This is a genomic window from Bacillus cereus group sp. MS39, assembly GCF_040448665.1.
GTDB classification, from domain to species: Bacteria; Bacillota; Bacilli; order Bacillales; family Bacillaceae_G; genus Bacillus_A; species Bacillus_A wiedmannii.
Map to the genome: position 1 here is coordinate 17,029 of NZ_CP123058.1, position 19,800 is coordinate 36,828.

The following is a 19,800-nucleotide window of genomic DNA, read 5'->3' on the forward strand; positions in this document are numbered from 1 at the left end:
TGGAAGGTGAGTTAGTTTTACTTTATAGGAGTTGTATACATGCCTGAATTTTATAAGAAACAGTGGTTTTTATATCCTGTTTATGTATTGGCATTTTTCGTGTTTGTGCTCATTGCCATCCTCTGTTATTTTCATTTAATTATGGGGATATCCACCTTTTTTATTTTTTGCATTGTACTTTTTGTTGTTATACGCTTTGAACTGACCTTTCAAAGGAATTTCGAAAAGTATACGACAGATATGATTACAAGAGTAAAGAAAGTGAGTAATGAAGCATTTAACCAAATGCCGATTGGTATTTTGTTATACAATAAGGATTATGGGATTGATTGGGCGAATCCTTATTTATCTTCATGTCTAGGACAGCATGCGTTAGCTGGATGGCACCTTTATGATGTATCAGAAACGTTGCTTCTTTTTATTAAGGGAGAAACTTCCGACGATATAGTCTCTTTAAATAACCGAAAGTTTCGCGTTTTTGTAAGGAAAGAAGAAAAGTTAATTTACTTCTTTGATGTAACGGAACAAACAGAGATTGAAAAGATGTACGAGGATCAACGGACTGTTTTGGCTGTCATTTATTTAGATAATTATGATGAAGTTACACAGGGGTTAGATGATCAATTACGTACGAATATCACAAGTCTTGTAACATCACGACTAAATGAATGGGCCGTTAAGTATGGAGCATATTTAAAACGTGCATCTTCAGAAAGATTCTTCGTTGTACTAAATGAGAGTATTTTAGCACAGATGGAGAAAGGGAAATTTAGCATTTTAGATCAGGTGCGTGAAGAAACATCCAAAAGGAATATACCACTCACCTTAAGTGTAGGTGTTGGATCAGGTGATTTACCTTTATCAGAGCTTGGGGCAATGGCTCAGTCCGGTTTAGACCTTGCGCTTGGCCGTGGTGGAGATCAAGTAGCTATTAAACAAGCGACAGGTAAAGTTAAGTTTTATGGTGGTAAGACGAATCCAGTTGAAAAACGTACTCGTGTACGTGCCAGAGTTATTTCGCATGCATTAAAGGATTTAGTATTAGAAAGTAGTAATGTCATTATAATGGGGCATAGGGCTCCTGATATGGACGCAATTGGTGCTGCGATTGGTATTTTAAAGGTAGCGCAATTAAATGAGCGCAAAGGATATATTGTGTTAGATGAAAATGATTCTGATAAGGGAATTAAGCGTTTAATGGATAAAGTGAAACAAAACGAAGAGTTATGGTCTCACTTTATTACCCCAGGACAAGCGATGGAATTTGCAAATGATGATTCATTACTTGTTGTTGTTGATACGCATAAACCTTCAATGGTGATGGAAGAAAAGCTGTTACATAAAATTGAAAATGTAGTTGTTATTGACCATCATCGCCGGGGAGAAGATTTTATTGAAGATCCATTGCTTGTTTACATGGAGCCATACGCTTCTTCTACGGCAGAACTTGTTACAGAATTACTTGAGTACCAACCGAAAAATTTAAAAATGACAATGTTAGAAGCAACGGCATTGTTAGCAGGTATTATTGTTGATACGAAAAGCTTTACATTCCGGACGGGTGCTCGTACGTTTGATGCCGCTTCTTATTTACGCTCACATGGTGCAGATACTGTACTTGTACAAGAGCTTTTAAAAGAAGATATGGATCAGTATTTACGGGTTGCAAAAGCTATTAAAAATGCGTACATTTATACAAATGGAATTGCGATTGCAAAAGTTGATAGTGATGATTACTACGATCAAGTGCTTATTGCGCAATCAGCGGACACATTATTAACAATGACAGGAATTATTGCATCATTTGTTATTGCAAAACGTGGCGAGAATTTCATTGGAATTAGCGGCAGGTCTTTAGGTGAAGTGAACGTGCAGCTAATTATGGAAAATTTAGGCGGTGGTGGGCATTTAACGAATGCAGCCACACAAATGAAAAATGTTACAGTAGATGAAGCTGAGGAGAAGCTTCGATTTGTTATTGATGACTATTTACAGGGAGGCACACAATCATGAAAGTAATTTTTCTAAAAGACGTAAAAGGTAAAGGGAAAAAAGGAGAAATAAAAAACGTACCAGATGGCTATGCAAATAACTTCTTACTAAAACAAGGATTAGCTGCTGAAGCGACAAATAGTAGTATGAAAACTTTAGAAGCTCAAAAGCGAAAAGAAGAAAAAGATGCAGCAGCAGAGGTTGAAAATGCAAAAGAGTTGAAAGAAACGTTAGAGAAACTAACTGTAGAAGTAAAGGCGAAATCTGGAGAAGGTGGCCGTCTATTCGGTTCAATCACAAGTAAACAAATCGTAGATGCAATGCAAAAATCACATAAAATTAAACTTGATAAACGTAAATTTGAAATGGATGATGCAATTCGTGCATTAGGCTATACAAACGTTACTGTGAAGTTGCATCCGCAAGTAACAGCAACAGTAAAAGTTCATGTTAGTGAACAATAAAAATAAGTTAAGCAAGGAGGATTGCGTATGAGTGATGTAATGGCTGATCGTACCCCTCCGCATAATATAGAGGCTGAGCAGGCGGTTTTAGGGGCCATATTAATTGATCAAGATGCGTTAACGTCAGCATCGGAATTATTGGTACCTGACTCATTTTATCGAACGAAACATCAAAAGATTTTTGAAGTCATGCTTGGGTTATCTGATAAAGGAGAGCCGATTGACTTAGTAATAATGACGTCAGCAATGGCTGATCAAGGATTATTAGAAGAAGTTGGTGGGGTTTCTTACTTAGCAGAATTAGCAGAAGTTGTTCCAACCGCTGCTAACGTAGAATATTATGCACGAATCATCGCTGAAAAGGCGCTATTACGTCGTTTGATTCGAACAGCGACTCATATCGTGTCTGATGGGTATGAGAGAGAAGATGACGTGGATGGTCTTTTAAATGAGGCTGAGAAAAAAATATTAGAAGTATCTCACCAAACAAATGCAAAAGCATTCCAAAACATTAAAGATGTTCTTGTAGATGCTTACGATAAAATTGAACTTTTGCATAATCAAAAAGGTGAAGTTACTGGGATACCAACTGGATTTACAGAATTAGATAAGATGACCGCAGGTTTCCAGCGAAATGATTTAATCATCGTAGCGGCACGTCCATCAGTAGGGAAAACCGCATTTTCATTAAATATCGCACAAAACGTAGCGACGAAAACTGATGAAAATGTAGCGATTTTTAGTCTAGAGATGGGCTCTGATCAGCTTGTTATGCGTATGCTTTGTGCAGAAGGAAATATTGATGCGCAAAGACTGCGTACCGGTTCATTAACTTCTGATGATTGGGCAAAATTAACAATGGCGATGGGGAGCCTTTCTAATGCTGGTATCTATATTGATGATACACCGGGGATTAAAGTAAATGAGATTCGAGCGAAATGCCGTAGATTAAAGCAAGAACAAGGTCTAGGGATGGTTTTAATTGACTATTTACAGCTTATTCAAGGAAGCGGGAAATCAGGAGAAAACCGTCAGCAGGAAGTATCTGAGATTTCTCGTACATTAAAAGGGATTGCGCGTGAATTACAAGTGCCTGTTATTGCCTTGTCACAGTTATCTCGTGGTGTAGAATCTCGTCAAGATAAACGTCCGATGATGTCTGACATTCGTGAATCGGGAAGTATCGAGCAGGATGCTGATATTGTAGCCTTCTTATATCGTGAAGATTACTATGACCGAGAAACGGAAAATAAAAATACGATTGAAATTATTATTGCAAAGCAGCGTAACGGTCCCGTAGGCTCGGTAGAGCTCGCATTCGTTAAAGAGTTCAATAAGTTCGTTAACTTAGAACGTCGCTTCGAGGATGGACATGCGCCGCCTGCATAAAGATAGTATAAAAAAGAAATGCATTTCTTATAATAAGATGTGTTTCTTTTTTTTTATAGGAAAGATAAGGCTTTCATAGTGTGAAAATATAATTCTTACGAACGAAAATGTTTTTTAGTAAAAAAATGTTCGCTTTTTGGTTGACTTCTTTTTCGGTTTTGGTACAATTATATTGTTTGAATAGATCGTTTGAAAATCGCGGAGGTGCTTTAATAATGTCTTCAGTAGTAGTTGTAGGAACACAATGGGGCGACGAAGGAAAAGGTAAAATCACTGATTTTCTTTCTGAGCATGCGGAAGTAGTTGCAAGATATCAAGGTGGAAATAACGCGGGACATACAATTGTTTTCGGCGGAGTTAAATATAAATTACACTTAATTCCATCTGGTATTTTCTATAAAGAGAAAATTTGTGTAATCGGAAATGGCTTAGTAGTAGATCCGAAAGCATTACTTGAAGAGTTAAAATACTTACACGATCGTGGTGTAAGTACTGACAATTTACGTGTAAGTAACCGTGCGCACGTTATTTTACCTTATCACTTAAAACAGGATGAATTAGAAGAAGCTAGTAAAGGTGATAACAAAATCGGTACAACGAAAAAAGGTATCGGTCCTGCATATATGGATAAAGCTGCTCGTATTGGTATTCGTATGGCTGATCTTTTAGACCGTGAAGCATTTAAAGAAAAGCTTGAGCGCAATTTAGTAGAAAAAAATCGTTTATTTGAAAAAATGTACGATACAGAAGGTTTCAGTGTAGAAGAAATCTTCGAAGAGTACTTCGAGTACGGACAACAAATCGCGCAATATGTATGTGATACGTCTGTTGTATTAAATGATGCACTAGATAACAATCACCGTGTATTATTTGAAGGTGCACAAGGTGTTATGCTTGATATCGACCACGGTACGTACCCGTTCGTTACATCTTCTAACCCGATTGCTGGTGGTGTAACAGTTGGAACTGGAGTTGGTCCTGCGAAAGTTACTCGCGTTGTAGGTGTGTGTAAAGCATATACAAGTCGCGTAGGTGATGGTCCTTTCCCTACTGAGCTTCATGATGAAATTGGTCATCAAATTCGTGAAGTTGGTCGTGAGTATGGAACGACAACTGGTCGTCCACGCCGCGTAGGTTGGTTCGATAGCGTTGTTGTAAGACATGCACGTCGTGTTAGTGGTTTAACAGATTTATCATTAAATTCTATCGACGTTCTAACAGGTATTCCGACTCTTAAAATTTGCGTTGCTTACAAATACAATGGCGAAGTGATCGATGAAGTTCCAGCAAACTTAAACATTTTAGCGAAATGTGAGCCTGTATACGAAGAGCTTCCAGGTTGGACAGAAGATATTACTGGTGTAAAATCATTAGACGAGCTTCCTGAAAATGCACGAAAATATGTAGAACGTGTTTCTGAGTTAACAGGAATTCAATTATCTATGTTCTCAGTTGGACCAGATCGTAACCAAACAAATATTGTTCGTAACGTATACGAAGCTTAATTGATATTTTTGAGAAAAAACTCATGTCCGCATGAGTTTTTTCTTATCTTTTATAAAAAAATAAAAAAAGGTATTGCAAAAAACAAAGAAAGCATGTTATGATACATCTTGTCGTCACGAAAATATGACGTTGGTGAGTATGAGCCATTAGCTCAGTTGGTAGAGCATCTGACTTTTAATCAGAGGGTCGAAGGTTCGAATCCTTCATGGCTCACCATTTTATTTTTCGTGGCCCGTTGGTCAAGTGGTTAAGACACCGCCCTTTCACGGCGGTAACACGGGTTCGAATCCCGTACGGGTCATGTTTTTTTTTATGTTCATTTTTGGTCCCGTGGTGTAGTGGTTAACATGCCTGCCTGTCACGCAGGAGATCGCCGGTTCGACCCCGGTCGGGACCGCCACTTTTGTTTATACCACCATTAGTGGTTTTATATATAGTTTTGGCTCGGTAGCTCAGTCGGTAGAGCAGAGGACTGAAAATCCTCGTGTCGGCGGTTCGATTCCGTCCCGAGCCACTCTCAGGATATTAAGTGGGCCCACTTAATATCCTTTTTATTTTGTCCAGTTTTACAAATGTGGGTAGTTATTTTACAATAGAATGAGGAGCCTCTAGCAGTTGAAGCTAGAGGTTTTTCTATAGATCGTATAGGATTCTGTGTAAAAGTGGATCATACATGAGTCTGTGAGAATAGAGGAGAAAGTACTTAAGCAAAAGATGCGGTCATATAGGGACATACTATGTAGACATCAATGTGTTTAGGGATATTGACCATATTTTTACCCGCTATTTGCCGGGTAGTAAGACCCCACCCAAAAATTCAGCGAAGGTAAAGAAGTTAGGTGTGGGATCAACGGCCCATAAATGCCCGATTGGTTCAACTAATAATCGGTGTGGGATGAAGAAAACCCCCACCGATTAAAGTTTCACTTTATAAGGAGGAAATAGACGATGATGGGAAAGAAAATTTTAGTAGTTGATGATGAAAAGCCGATTGCGGATATTTTGAAGTTCAACCTAGAAAAAGAAGGTTTTGAAATTGTAATGGCGCATGATGGTGATGAAGCGATTGAAAAAGCGAATGAAGAGCAGCCAGATATGGTTTTATTAGATATTATGCTACCAGGTAAGGATGGCTTAGAGGTTTGCCGTGAAATACGTAAAAGCTCAGAAATGCCGATTATTATGCTTACAGCAAAGGACTCTGAAATTGATAAAGTATTAGGGCTTGAGCTTGGAGCAGATGATTATGTAACGAAGCCATTTAGTACGAGGGAATTACTTGCTCGTGTGAAGGCGAATTTACGTCGCCATCAACAAGGTGGTGCTGCAGAAAAAGAAGAAAATACGGAAATGGTTATTGGACCAATCGTTATCAATTCAAATGCGTATAGTGTAACGAAACGTGAGGAAAATATTGAACTTACACATCGTGAATTTGAGCTACTACATTATTTAGCCAAACATTTAGGACAAGTTATGACTCGTGAACATTTATTGCAAACAGTTTGGGGTTATGACTATTTTGGAGATGTACGTACAGTGGATGTAACAGTGCGTCGTTTACGTGAAAAAATTGAAGATAATCCAAGTCATCCTACTTTAATTGTAACTAGACGTGGAGTAGGGTATTACTTGCGTGACCCAGAGCAGGAATAGTATATGAAGAAAGTTGGTTTTTTTCAATCTATTCATTTAAAATTTGTACTCATATATATGCTATTAATATTGATAGCTATGCAGGTTATTGGGGTATATTTTGTAAGAGAGTTAGAAAAGAGTCTTGTACAAGGCTTTAGAGATTCTTTAACGCAGCAAACGAACCTATTATCATATAACCTGAAACAAGAGTTTAAAAAAAGTTATACAAAAGCAGAAACAGAATCAACAGATGAAACGATTAAAACTTCAATTCGAAAATTTGCCTCTGATCGAAAGAAAGATATCCAAGAGGTAAGTGTATTTGATTCGCATAGAAAGTTACTCGCTATTTCAGATGAGTCAAAGCAAAACAAGGTAAATAGAACATCAACTGATATAGCTGTTCAGCGGGTATTGGTACAAAAAAAGCCAGAAGTGAAAATTGAGAAAGATGGTCGTACAGGCCATCGTGTACAAGTTATGCTTACTCCTATTCTAGATGATAACGGCAAGGATGCACTTGGTGTTATTTACATTGTTGCATCTATGGAAGATGTTTATAAACAGATGAAGGATATTAATCAAATTTTTGCGACTGGAACCGTTATTGCATTACTCGTAACAGCTGTACTTGGAATTTTGTTAGCTCAAACGATTACGAGACCAATCTCAGATATGCGAAGACAAGCGATTGAAATGGCAAAAGGAAACTATTCAAGAAAAGTAAAAGTGCATAGCCATGATGAAATTGGACAATTAGCATTATCTTTCAATAATTTATCAAAAAAATTACAACAAGCTCGTTCTTCAACGGAAAGTGAAAGACGTAAATTATCATCTGTTTTATCACATATGACAGATGGAGTAATTGCTACTGACCGAAAAGGGGACATTATTTTATTAAATGATCCTGCGGAAAAGATGCTAAATGTTTCTCGTGAAACGGCGCTCGATCAATCTGTTTTAGAAGTATTAGGGATACAAGAAGAATTTACGCTCGATCATTTATACGAAGAGCCTGATTCTGTTTTATTAGATTTTAGTACGAGAAATGAGCCATATATTTTACGTGCTAGTTTCTCTGTTATTCAAAAAGAGACAGGGAAAGCAAATGGTTTAATTGCCGTATTATATGATGTAACTGAGCAGGAGCGTATAGAAAGGGAACGCCGTGAGTTTGTGGCAAACGTTTCCCATGAATTAAGAACGCCATTAACAACGATGCGCAGTTACTTAGAGGCACTTACGGACGGCGCGTGGCAAGATCCGAATATTGCACCGCAATTTTTAACAGTTACACAAGAAGAAACAGAAAGAATGATTAGACTTGTAAATGCGTTATTGCAACTTTCTAAACTTGATAGTACAGAACATCGTTTAATGAAAGAATGGGTCGACTTTACTGACTTCTTTAATAACATTATTGATCGTTTTGAAATGTCTAAAGAGCAAAACGTAAGTTTCAAACGATCTTTCTCTAAGAAATCCCGATTTATTGATATGGATACGGATAAAATTACGCAAGTTTTGTATAACATTATTTCGAATGCATTAAAGTATTCACCAGAAGGTGGAACAGTAACATATCGCTTACGTGATCGCGGGGAATTATTAGAGATTAGTGTAAGTGACCAAGGAATGGGTATTCCAAAAGAAAACGTCGATAAAATCTTTGAACGTTTTTATCGCGTAGATAAAGCACGTTCAAGACAAATGGGTGGTACAGGACTTGGATTAGCAATTGCGAAAGAAATGATTGAGGCACATGGTGGCTCGATTTGGGCGAAGAGTGAGGAAGGAAAAGGGACAACTATTTACTTCACATTGCCAATGGCAGCGGATGAAGAGGACGATTGGGAATGAGTATGGAAAATGTTAAAACGATAGTTTTAATTAATTTAGTTGTAATTAGCCTATTTCTTACTTTTAACTTATGGACGTATGTGCCAGATTCCACGTCTATGCAAAACGCAAAATTTGTGCAGGGGAATGAAGGAATTACTCAAACTAAAATCGCTGATGTTGTCCGCCCTACTTCTATCATCGTGCATAAAGATAAAAATCATTACGGGAGCAAAAGAGAGGGCGATATAGAATCAATCTATAAACCTTTGGAAGCAGGGGAATTACATGATTTCAAAGAGATATCGATTGCTAAGGCTGATTTCCTTTCTTATGTGCATGGTGAAGGGAAAATGGAACTTGTTTTTCCTACCAACATCCCATTTGATGCAGTTAAATCTATGTTTAATATGAAAGAAAAAAGTATAGATAAGCCTAAACATTTTAATCGAATTATTCTTGACCCTTCTAGAAGTAGGGATCAAGAAATTAAAATTAATTTTGTTTCTGATGGCGATAACTCTAGAATATATGAAGCAAAATTAAGTGGTGTGTATTTAAAAGATATTGTAAATGCACAAAATCAATTTATAGTATCGGCAAAACCTTATTTTGACTATCAAATTAATGATATGAAAAAGCTATTTTTACCAGATGGAACGACAGAATTGAGTAATATAACATATATTTCATCTAATTTAGCGGTCGACACATTTAAGAATGCTCTTTTTAGTGACCCACGTTATTTAAGCCCTATTACCGAGAAATCGAAAGAAACATTTACAGATGGTATTAGGTCCATGGAGATTGAAAATGATCGTCATATGCTAAAGTATAAAAATTCTTCTGTTTCAAGTGAGAAAACGACAGATAATTTAATGCTTTTACAAAAAAGCTTTGATTTTGTAAATGGTCACAGTGGGAGTTTGGATTCATATCGTTTGGACTATATGAATAAAGGACAGACGGTATTCCGTTTACATGAAGATGGATATTCCGTATTCAATACAGATGGATTAGCTGAATTGAGACAAATATGGGGATCAGAAGAAGTAATGGAATATGAAAGACCGTTGTTGTCTTTAAATACGAAAGGTATAGAACAGAAGGTTACTCTTCCATCAGGTCACGTTGTAATAGCATCCTTAGAAAATAATGCCGCGGTAGATAAACGATTCATTAAAGACATTGGTATTGGATACAAATTGTCACTAGATGGGCAAGTAGCTCGACTACAGCCAATTTGGTATGTAAAGTTTGTTGAAGATGAAGCGGGTAAACAAAAAATATATGAGTGGAGTGAGGGAGGACTAAATGGATTGGGATCGGATTAAAACCATATTTATTGTGACCTTTTTTGTTTTGGACCTCTTTCTCATTTTTCAATTCATTCAAAAGCAAGATAGTAATCAATTGGAGCTTATTGCAGAAACAAAGATAGATCAAGAATTAAAAGCAAACAAAATTACTATGGGTAATTTCCCTAAAGAACCGAAAAAAGAGTCATTTATTAGGGCGGAAAACAAGGCATTTAAAGAAGAAGATGTACAGTCTTTAAAGAGTCAAACGGCGCATATACAAAATATGTACAAGATAGAAAGTAAGCTAAAAGAGCCCTTTTTAAATACAAAATCATTATCCAAAGATAAGTATAGTGATTTTTTGAAGAACTATGTATTGGATGGACAAAAGTATGAGTTTGGGGCGATGAAAGACTCTAAAATTTACTTCTTCCAAAAATATAAAGATAAGCCTATTTTCTATAACGATCAGGCAATGATTGTTGTGGAATTAAATGAAAAAAATGAACTTGTGTCGTACACGCAGACGATGCTAACTGATTTAAAAGAAATGGGCGAAAGTGAAAAAACGAAACAGCAAGAAATTATTACTGCTCAAACAGCTTTAGAAAATCTGTATTTAAAAAATAAAGTTCATGGGAATACACATGTAAAAGAAGCACAAATTGGTTATGCCACCCTTACCGCATCTACTTCTAATAACCAAGTATTCGCTCCAACATGGAATTTAAAAACGGAGCAGAAGCAGGACTTCTTTGTAAATGCAATTGAAGGACAAGTTATGGAATTAGGGGAAAGGGAAAATCAAGTGGTTGATGAACATACTGGAGTGAGAAAGAATGGGGTTGCATTTTAGCGTACTTGCAAGTGGAAGTACAGGGAATATGCTATATGTAGGAACAGATGAAAAAAAATTACTCGTCGATGCAGGTTTAAGTGGTAAAGCAACAGAGGCTTTATTTAAACAGGCAGAACTAAATATAAATGATGTATCAGGTATTCTTGTAACACATGAACATAGTGACCATATTAAAGGGTTAGGTGTATTGGCACGTAAATATGATTTACCTGTTTATGCAAATGAGAAAACATGGAATGCAATGGAACATTTAATAGGAAATATCCCAACTGAGCAAAAGTTTATTTTCTCAGTTGGGGATGTGAAAACATTCGGTGATATTGAGGTCGAGTCATTTGGGGTTTCTCATGATGCGGCAGAGCCGATGTTCTATGCTTTTCATAACAATAATAGAAAGTTAGCCCTTATTACAGATACGGGATACGTGAGTGATCGTATGAAAGGTGTTATTAAGGGTGCTAATGCTTTCGTGTTTGAAAGTAATCATGACGTGGAAATGCTTCGTATGGGACGTTATCCATGGAGTATTAAGCGACGTATTTTAAGTGATGTGGGTCACGTTTGTAATGAGGACGCTGCATTAGCGATGGCGGATGTAATTACAGATGAGACAAAACATATTTATTTAGCCCATTTAAGTTTAGATAATAACATGAAAGAACTAGCACGTATGTCAGTATCACAAGTATTAGAGGAAAAAGGATTTGGAGTGGGAGAAGCCTTCGAAATTCATGATACAGATCCGAAAATGCCTACAAAAATTCAATACGTATAATTCTTCATTTTAGTAAACAATAAAGGTGAATATAGTTGTTTTCAGGAAGATGGGTGAACAAATATGTCCTTTATTGATGAAGAAAATTATCGTATGAAACGTGCAAGAAAAAAGAAGCATAAAGGTATTGTTATTTCTAGTATAGCAGGAACAATTGTAGGAGCTTCGTTATTTGCATTTGGAGCTCCTTTATTTGCGAATGATGCGGGGGCGCTTCCGCAAGCTGAAGCAAGTGGAAGTAATATGGCTGAAGCTCAAGGAATTAAACAGATTAGCTTCGTTGATGCTGTTGATCGTGCGTCTGAAGCTGTTGTTGGCGTTATTAATATTCAAAGAGATAATTTTTCAGAGGCAGATTCAGAAGCTGGTACAGGATCAGGTGTAATTTATAAAAAGACAGATGGCCAAGCTTATATTGTAACGAATAATCATGTTGTCGCTGGAGCAAATCGTATTGAAGTAAGTTTAAGTGACGGTAAGAAGGTTCCTGGGAAAGTATTAGGAACCGATGTAGTCACAGATTTAGCTGTACTAGAAATAGATGCAAAGCATGTGAAAAAAATAATTGAAATTGGCGATTCTAATACTGTTCGTAGAGGGGAACCGGTCATTGCGATTGGAAACCCACTGGGGCTACAATTTTCTGGAACTGTCACACAAGGCATTATTTCGGCTAATGAACGTATTGTCCCTGTAGATTTAGATCAAGATGGACATTATGATTGGCAAGTAGAAGTATTGCAAACAGACGCAGCAATTAACCCAGGTAATAGTGGTGGTGCGCTTGTAAACGCGGCAGGTCAATTAATAGGTATTAACTCAATGAAAATTGCAGCAAAAGAAGTAGAAGGAATTGGACTAGCTATTCCAGTTACTAGAGCTGTCCCAATTATGAATGAATTAGAGAAGTACGGAAAAGTAAGGAGACCGTATGTTGGAATTGAACTTAGATCGTTAAATGAGATTCCAAATTACCATTGGTCAAAAACATTGCATTTACCAGGCAATGTAACAGAGGGAGTTTGCATTTTAGATGTGAAGAGTCCTTCGCCAGGTGTAGATGCTGGTTTACGAGAACACGATGTGATTGTAGCAGTAGATGGAAAACCGGTTCGCGATATTATCGGATTCCGTACGGCCTTATATGATAAAAAAATTAATGATAAAATGACTCTTACGTTTTATCGTGGTACAAAACGAGCAACAACAACGGTTAAACTAGGCATTCAAAAGTATTAAAAACAGGAGGGCCTACCTCCTGTTTTCTATTGTAGAAAAGTGAGGTGAAGAATATGAATTTACCTTGTTGTTTAGAACATGTTGAATTAGCTTTAGACATTATTGTGGATGAGTGTGAAGTTGCACCAGTTATCAACAGTGTGGATAACTCAGAAAAAGAGAAAAAAACATGTGAATTTTGTCAAAACGAGGCGACATATGTTGTATCGAACACAGATTCTCACACAATATGTGGGTAACAATTGTGGATATGTGGATAAGTTATGTGGATAACATGTTTGTAAGGTGGGGAATGAGTGTGAATATCTCGATTATTTCAATTGGGAAATTAAAAGAAAAATATTTAAAACAAGGTATAGCAGAATACTTAAAACGATTATCTGCATACGCAAAAGTAGAAGTAATTGAATTGCCAGATGAAAAGGCGCCAGAAAATTTAAGTGAAGCAGAAATGTTAATTGTAAAAGAAAAAGAAGGTATACGTATACTGGATAAAATTTCTGACGATACGCATGTCATTGCGTTAGCGATAGAAGGAAAGCAAAAATCATCAGAAGAATTTGCAATAAGCTTAGATCGTCTTGCTACATATGGAAAGAGTAAAGTTGCATTTGTAATTGGTGGATCACTTGGACTAAGTTCAGAAGTAATGAAGCGTTCAAACGAATCTCTTTCTTTTTCAAAGATGACATTACCACACCAATTAATGCGATTAGTATTGCTTGAGCAAGTGTATAGAGCGTTTCGTATTAATCGTGGAGAACCGTATCATAAATAAAATTACTTTTTGTATATAAAAAGACCATTGGAAAAAACCACCGATGGTCTTTTAAATATTAATAGGTAGTACGAAGGTTTCCTAAAATAAGTATGTTTCTATTTATAAAAAAGTGTGTTGTAATATGAAGAGGAAAAAGTATAAGTAGTCATAGAAGTGAGGAATTAAAGGTGAAGAAGTTTAAAAAGTTTTACTTGGAGATTACGAGTGTATGTAATCTTGCGTGCAGCTTTTGTCCGCCGACGGAAAGGCAGAAGCAATTCATTTCTGTGGAGGATTTTGCTAAAAGATTAGACCAAATTAAACCTCACACAGACTACATTTATTTGCACGTGAAGGGTGAGCCATTGCTCCATCCAAAAATAGATCAACTGTTAGATTTGAGCCATGAAAAAGGGTTTAAAGTTAATATTACAACGAACGGAACGTTAATTAATAAGAGAAGGCATAGACTGTTAAATAAGCCTGCTTTAAGACAAATGAATTTTTCACTGCACAGTTTTGATGGGCATCCAGGTTCGCAAGATAAAGAAGGTTATGTAAGGAGTATACTTTCCTTCATTAGAGAGGCGACAAGTCAATCGGATTTAATTGTTTCACTACGGTTATGGAATTTAACTCAGGATAATAAAACAAATGCTGAAATCCAGAAAAATAGAGATTTATTATCTATCATTGAAAATGAGTTTGGCCTATCTTATCAAATCGAAGAGAAGCTTACACCAGGAAAAGGTATAAAAATTGCGGAACGTGTCTTTATTAATCAAGACTATGAATTTCAGTGGCCGGCATTACATGAAGAAGAGGATGACGGAAAAGGATTCTGTCATGGTCTTCGAAATCAAGCTGGTATTTTAGCGAACGGAACGGTTATTCCTTGTTGTTTAGATGGTGAAGGGATTATTAACCTTGGGAATATTAATAATGACTCATTTTCTAACATTATAGAAGGTGAAAGAGCAACAAACATTGTCGATGGATTTTCGAAAAGAGTTGCAGTCGAAGAGCTATGTAGGAAATGTGGATACCGTAAAAGATTTGGAAAATAAATATGAAACAAGCCCTCATAAAGCGAGGGCTTATTTTTTATTCTTGATAAGAGCGTTCTAATTCATCAATTAAGGAACCGACGTAAGAAACAGCCCTGCGGATTGCATCTGGTTTTGACATATCGACTCCGGCATGTTTCATTAATTCAAGTGGTTTCATCGTACCACCAGCGCGAAGTACATCTAACCAGCGATCAACAGCAGGTTGTCCTTCCTCTTTAATCATTTGAGCTACCGCAGTAGATGCAGTGAGGCCTGCGGAATAGGTATAAGAATATAAGCCCATATAATAATGAGGTTGGCGCATCCAAGTTAAGCCAGCACCTTCGTCAATTTCTACAGAATCTCCCCAGAATGTCGAAAGTACATTTGTTTTTATTTCAGTTAAAGTTGTAGCTGTAAGTGCTTCGCCTTCTTCTGCTAGGGTATATACTCTTCTTTGATATTCTCCCTCAAGTAAGTGAGTAACAAAGTTATGATAATATGTGCCGAGTAGTTGCAGAATCACCCATCTGCGCATTCTCTTGTCGTCAGTAGTCGCTAATAAATGCTGGGCTAATAGTAATTCATTCATTGTAGATGGTGCTTCAACAAAGTACATAGATGGACGTACATTCATAATACGCTGGTTTTTATTTGCTAAATAAAAATGACCAGCATGGCCAAATTCATGTGCTAATGTGAAGCATCCACGCATCGTATTTTGCCATGTAATTAAAATGTATGGATGAGAACCATATGGGCTTGAACAAAATGCTCCGGTGGATTTGCCTACGTTATCTGCAAGATCCACCCATCTTTCTTTGAAACCTTTTTGGATAATGGAACTATATTCATCGCCTAACACCTTTAAAGAATCTTGAATTAATTTACCAGCCTCCTTGTATGTGATGGTTGGATTAAATTCGGGATCTAAAGGTGCATGTAAGTCGCAGAACAGCATTTGATCGAGTCCTAATACTTTCTTTTTTAAATCTGCAAAACGGCGCATATGAGGCGCTAATTCTTTATAAATAATATTAAGTTGATTGTTATACATTTCAAGTGGAACTTTTTGAGGTTCTAAAAGCATATGAGTAACAGATTCAAATTTGCGTAAACGAGAGAGTGTTACTTGTTTTTTTACTTCAGTAGCATATGTTGTTGCCACTGTATTCTTATATCGTTTCAAGGTGGAAACAAATGATGAGTATGCTTTTCTACGTATGTCTGCGCTTGGAGAGAACTCATATTTGCTTTCAAATAATGCAAATGATACAGGGAGTTCGTTTCCTTGTTCGTCTTGTATGGAGGTAAAATCCATATCGGCTAATTTAGTCATACCGTAAATTTTGTATGGAGAATTATGTACTTCGCCAAGTGCAGCAAGAGCTTCTTCTGTTTTAGGAGAGAGCGTGTGCTGTCTTTTTTGTAGGATGTCTAGTAATGATTTACGGAAAGGTTCGAGTTTTGTTTCTTCGTGTAAATACTTTTCAATTGTTCCTTCATCGAATGAGAGAATTTCATTATGGATAAAGGATAGTGCAGTATGTACTTTCGTCCATAAAGCAGCAATTTTGGAAGAGTTCGCTTGAATAACTGGATTTGTACGATCAGTTGATTCTTTTAAATTTGCATAGGAGTATAGTTTTGTTAACTTCATTAAAAGCTCTTCTTCTAAAAGTAGGCAATGTAATAAGGTAGTGGGGCTAGTGTGTAATTGTCCTTTAAACGCATCAAGTTTTTTTATATCGTCTGTTAATACACGTAATGCAGTTTCCCAATCTTTATCAGATTCGAATAAATCAGAGAGGTCCCATGTTAGTTCAGTAGGGACTTCTGTGCGAATATGGCGTTTCTCAATTACATTTTTCATTTGTTATATCCCCCTTATTATAAGTATCTAAAAATATGATACTAGAAAATTCAGTAAAATGAAAATAATCTACATTTCTATGTATGAAAAAGAAGGACAAGCATAAAAATGCTTGTCCTTCGAGTTAAATTTAAAAATTAATATACTTTATCACCGTTGAAAATAGAGTTTTTCACGACTACATAATCTACAGTACGAATTGAGTCTAATTTTGTTCCACCAGCGTAAGAGATAGAAGATTGAAGATCTTGTTCCATTTCGATTAAAGTATCTTCTAAAGAACCTTTATGCTCAACGAACATTTTCTTACCTTCAACGTTTTTCTTCTCACCTTTTTGGAATTCAGAAGCTGAACCGAAGTACTCTTTATAAAGTTTGCCGTCTTTTTCGATTGTTTCCCCTGGAGACTCTTCATGACCAGCGAATAGAGAACCGATCATAACCATAGTCGCCCCAAATCGAATAGATTTAGCTACGTCGCCGTGTGTACGAATACCACCGTCAGCGATAATTGGCTTACTTGCAGCTTTTGCACACCAGCGAAGTGCAGCTAGTTGCCAACCGCCAGTTCCAAAACCTGTTTTAATTTTAGTAATACAAACTTTACCAGGTCCAATACCAACTTTTGTTGCGTCAGCACCAGCGTTTTCTAATTCTCTTACCGCTTCTGGAGTTCCAACGTTTCCAGCGATAACGAAGCTTTCTGGTAAATGCTTCTTAATATGTTGAATCATGTTGATTACAGCATTAGAATGTCCGTGTGCAATATCAATCGTGATGTATTCAGGTGTAAGTTGCTCAGCAGCTAATTGTTGTACGAATTCATATTCGTCCTCTTTTACACCAACGCTAATAGAAGCGATTAATCCACGTGATTGCATATCTCTAATAAATGAGATACGTTTCTCTGGCTGGAAACGATGCATGATATAGAAGTAATTGTTTTCAGCTAAATAAGTTGCAATTCTTTCATCAATAATCGTTTGCATATTTGCAGGTACGACAGGTAATTTAAATTTATGTTTACCTAAAGTGACAGTTGTATCACATTCAGATCGACTGTTTACAATGCATTTTGCAGGAATTAATTGAATATCTTCATAGTCAAATACGTTTTCCATCATTTACACCCCTAAAATACGAATATTTTATTTCTATTAATTAAAAATGTTCGTCCATAGGATAATTTACATCATTTTTATGAAGAAGTCAAAGTATTTCTTAACATTTTTAAAAAAAACAGAGTATATATATGATGGAATAGTGTTAAAAGCGAATTTAAAACATTTTTTTATCCTTATTGTTCGTTTATTAGAATCTAGATAGGAGTGTTGTCAGTGATAACAACTATTTTATTGAAGGCAAACATTAAAAAGAAAAGGCATTATCATTTAGTTGAACATTAGATGGAATGACGGAGGTTATTTTTATTCTGAAATAATATTTCTAAAATTTTTTTCGGAATAAAGAAACCTTCTGTTTATTCCTATATAAAAAGATGAATCTTGCACGATTTGCCTTTTTATGTGAGCTTTCAAGTATAATGAATAAGGTGATAGTACCTACATGATAATTCAGTGATAGGAAACGATAAAGAAAAAAATAATACAGAATAAAATGAGGTTAATATATGAATAAAAAAAGCTTTACCAATTATGCATTAAGTAAAGAAATTGTAAGAGCACTTACTGGTTTAGGCTACGAAAATCCAACAGAAGTGCAAGGAGAGGTTATTCCAGTTGCATTGAAAAAGAAGGATCTTGTTGTAAAATCGCAAACTGGAAGTGGGAAAACAGCTTCATTCGGTATTCCACTTTGTGAAATGGTGGAATGGGAAGAGAATAAGCCACAAGCATTAGTTTTGACGCCGACGAGAGAACTTGCTGTTCAAGTGAAAGAAGATATTACGAATATAGGCCGCTTCAAAAGAATTAAGGCTGCGGCCGTTTATGGTAAGTCTCCATTTGCACGTCAAAAATTAGAGTTAAAACAAAAGACACATATCGTAGTGGGGACTCCTGGCCGTGTGTTAGATCATATTGAAAAAGGTACCCTTTCTTTAGAATGTCTGAAGTATTTAGTCATTGATGAAGCAGATGAAATGCTAAATATGGGCTTTATTGATCAAGTAGAGGCAATTATTGATGAATTACCTACAAAGCGAATGACAATGCTATTTTCGGCAACACTTCCAGAAGATGTTGAAAAGTTATCCCGTACGTATATGGATTCGCCAACGCATATTGAAATTAAGGCTGCCGGGATTACCACAGACAAAATTGAACATACACTTTTTGAGACGAGAGAAGAGGAGAAGCTTTCACTTCTTAAAGATGTAACAACAATTGAGAATCCAGATAGTTGTATTATTTTTTGCCGTACACAAGAAAATGTAGATCACGTATTTAGACAGTTAAACCGTGTTAACTATCCTTGTGACAAAATACATGGTGGTATGGTGCAAGAAGATCGTTTTGAAGTTATGGACGATTTTAGAAAAGGAAAGTTCCGTTATTTAGTAGCGACAGACGTAGCTGCTAGAGGAATTGATATTGATAATATTACACATGTTATTAACTATGATATTCCGTTAGAAAAAGAAAGTTATGTACATCGTACGGGAAGAACGGGACGAGCTGGCAATAAAGGAAAAGCTATTACATTCATAACTCCGTATGAAAATAGATTTTTAGAAGAAATTGAGGCGTACATCGGCTTTGAAATTCCAAAGGCATATGCACCTTCAAAAGAAGAGGTTATGAAAGGGAAGGCAGTATTTGAGGAAAAAATACATGCTAAACCAATTATAAAGAAAGATAAAAGTGCAGACTTAAACAAAGGGATTATGAAGCTGTACTTTAATGGTGGGAAGAAAAAGAAAATTAGAGCGGTAGATTTTGTCGGCACAATTGCTAAAATTAAAGGTGTTACAGCAGAAGATATAGGAATTATTACGATACAGGACAATGTTTCTTACGTTGAAATATTAAATGGAAAAGGACCAATTGTTTTAAAGACCATGAAAACTACAACGATTAAAGGGAAACAATTAAAAGTCCATGAAGCAATTAAGTAAATAAAAAAACTATCCACTGTAACAGGTGGATAGTTTT

At 36.2% G+C, this 19,800-nt stretch carries 16 protein-coding genes and 4 tRNA genes; 18 read left to right on the forward strand and 2 right to left on the reverse strand.

Annotated features, from left to right (window positions below; translation table 11 throughout):
* Window positions 1–39: 39 nt before the first annotated feature.
* From QEP67_RS00105 to QEP67_RS00185, 17 genes are all read left to right on the forward strand, one after another.
* Window positions 40–2,013, forward strand: a complete 1,974-nt coding sequence (locus QEP67_RS00105; RefSeq protein ID WP_001113891.1) for a DHH family phosphoesterase — start codon at window positions 40–42, stop codon at window positions 2,011–2,013.
* Complete coding sequence (rplI, locus tag QEP67_RS00110; RefSeq protein WP_000864225.1) at window positions 2,010–2,456, forward strand: 50S ribosomal protein L9; 447 nt, start codon at window positions 2,010–2,012, stop codon at window positions 2,454–2,456. Before QEP67_RS00105 ends, rplI begins: the two co-directional genes overlap by 4 nt.
* Window positions 2,457–2,483: 27 nt before the next feature.
* Entirely contained in the window at window positions 2,484–3,845 is a 1,362-nt protein-coding gene (gene dnaB, locus QEP67_RS00115; protein WP_001286242.1) for a replicative DNA helicase, read from the forward strand.
* 215 nt (window positions 3,846–4,060) lie between these two features.
* Window positions 4,061–5,350 (forward strand): adenylosuccinate synthase, encoded by a 1,290-nt coding sequence (locus QEP67_RS00120; RefSeq protein WP_000100228.1) that lies wholly within the window; start codon window positions 4,061–4,063, stop codon window positions 5,348–5,350.
* A gap of 141 nt (window positions 5,351–5,491) precedes the next feature.
* A tRNA-Lys gene (locus QEP67_RS00125) sits at window positions 5,492–5,567 on the forward strand.
* A gap of 13 nt (window positions 5,568–5,580) precedes the next feature.
* Window positions 5,581–5,652: transfer RNA gene (locus tag QEP67_RS00130), tRNA-Glu, on the forward strand.
* A gap of 23 nt (window positions 5,653–5,675) precedes the next feature.
* A tRNA-Asp gene (locus tag QEP67_RS00135) sits at window positions 5,676–5,751 on the forward strand.
* A gap of 41 nt (window positions 5,752–5,792) precedes the next feature.
* Window positions 5,793–5,865 (forward strand) — tRNA-Phe (locus tag QEP67_RS00140).
* A gap of 434 nt (window positions 5,866–6,299) precedes the next feature.
* The gene (gene walR, locus QEP67_RS00145) at window positions 6,300–7,007 is read left to right on the forward strand and encodes a cell wall metabolism DNA-binding response regulator WalR (protein WP_000971866.1); all 708 of its coding nucleotides are present in this window, start codon (window positions 6,300–6,302) and stop codon (window positions 7,005–7,007) included.
* A gap of 3 nt (window positions 7,008–7,010) precedes the next feature.
* Complete coding sequence (walK, locus tag QEP67_RS00150) at window positions 7,011–8,852, forward strand: cell wall metabolism sensor histidine kinase WalK (protein ID WP_000755378.1); 1,842 nt, start codon at window positions 7,011–7,013, stop codon at window positions 8,850–8,852.
* Window positions 8,849–10,165 (forward strand): two-component system activity regulator YycH, encoded by a 1,317-nt coding sequence (gene yycH, locus QEP67_RS00155; RefSeq protein WP_000061585.1) that lies wholly within the window; start codon window positions 8,849–8,851, stop codon window positions 10,163–10,165. The genes walK and yycH overlap by 4 nt, the downstream gene beginning before the upstream one ends.
* Entirely contained in the window at window positions 10,146–10,988 is an 843-nt protein-coding gene (locus tag QEP67_RS00160) for a two-component system regulatory protein YycI (RefSeq protein ID WP_000383733.1), read from the forward strand. The genes yycH and QEP67_RS00160 overlap by 20 nt, the downstream gene beginning before the upstream one ends.
* Window positions 10,972–11,766 carry an MBL fold metallo-hydrolase gene (locus QEP67_RS00165; RefSeq protein WP_000522836.1) on the forward strand — a complete coding sequence of 265 codons (795 nt, stop codon included), beginning with the start codon at window positions 10,972–10,974 and terminating at the stop codon, window positions 11,764–11,766. The genes QEP67_RS00160 and QEP67_RS00165 overlap by 17 nt, the downstream gene beginning before the upstream one ends.
* Window positions 11,767–11,829: 63 nt before the next feature.
* Window positions 11,830–13,005: a S1C family serine protease gene (locus tag QEP67_RS00170; RefSeq protein WP_000008036.1), complete on the forward strand. Its 1,176-nt coding sequence runs from the start codon at window positions 11,830–11,832 to the stop codon at window positions 13,003–13,005.
* Window positions 13,006–13,058: 53 nt separating this feature from the next.
* A complete protein-coding gene (locus tag QEP67_RS00175; RefSeq protein ID WP_001052833.1) occupies window positions 13,059–13,244 on the forward strand; it encodes a CxxH/CxxC protein in 186 nt (61 codons plus the stop codon).
* Between the two features lie 59 nt (window positions 13,245–13,303).
* On the forward strand, window positions 13,304–13,783 hold the full coding sequence (gene rlmH / locus QEP67_RS00180; protein WP_001027000.1) for a 23S rRNA (pseudouridine(1915)-N(3))-methyltransferase RlmH: 480 nt from the start codon (window positions 13,304–13,306) through the stop codon (window positions 13,781–13,783).
* A 170-nt stretch (window positions 13,784–13,953) separates the two neighbouring features.
* Window positions 13,954–14,832 carry a radical SAM/SPASM domain-containing protein gene (locus QEP67_RS00185; RefSeq protein ID WP_000713629.1) on the forward strand — a complete coding sequence of 293 codons (879 nt, stop codon included), beginning with the start codon at window positions 13,954–13,956 and terminating at the stop codon, window positions 14,830–14,832.
* Window positions 14,833–14,869: 37 nt separating this feature from the next.
* On the opposite strand, the gene pepF is transcribed toward QEP67_RS00185, so the two are convergent.
* Both pepF and guaC read right to left on the reverse strand, forming a co-directional pair.
* Window positions 14,870–16,687 (reverse strand): oligoendopeptidase F, encoded by a 1,818-nt coding sequence (gene pepF / locus QEP67_RS00190; RefSeq protein WP_353706485.1) that lies wholly within the window; start codon window positions 16,685–16,687, stop codon window positions 14,870–14,872.
* A gap of 137 nt (window positions 16,688–16,824) precedes the next feature.
* Window positions 16,825–17,808: a GMP reductase gene (guaC, locus tag QEP67_RS00195; RefSeq protein WP_000432444.1), complete on the reverse strand. Its 984-nt coding sequence runs from the start codon at window positions 17,806–17,808 to the stop codon at window positions 16,825–16,827.
* Window positions 17,809–18,317: 509 nt separating this feature from the next.
* On the opposite strand from guaC, the gene QEP67_RS00200 reads away from it, so the two are divergent.
* Window positions 18,318–19,763, forward strand: coding sequence for a DEAD/DEAH box helicase (locus QEP67_RS00200; RefSeq protein WP_001036321.1), 1,446 nt, complete (start codon window positions 18,318–18,320; stop codon window positions 19,761–19,763).
* Window positions 19,764–19,800: the final 37 nt, after the last annotated feature.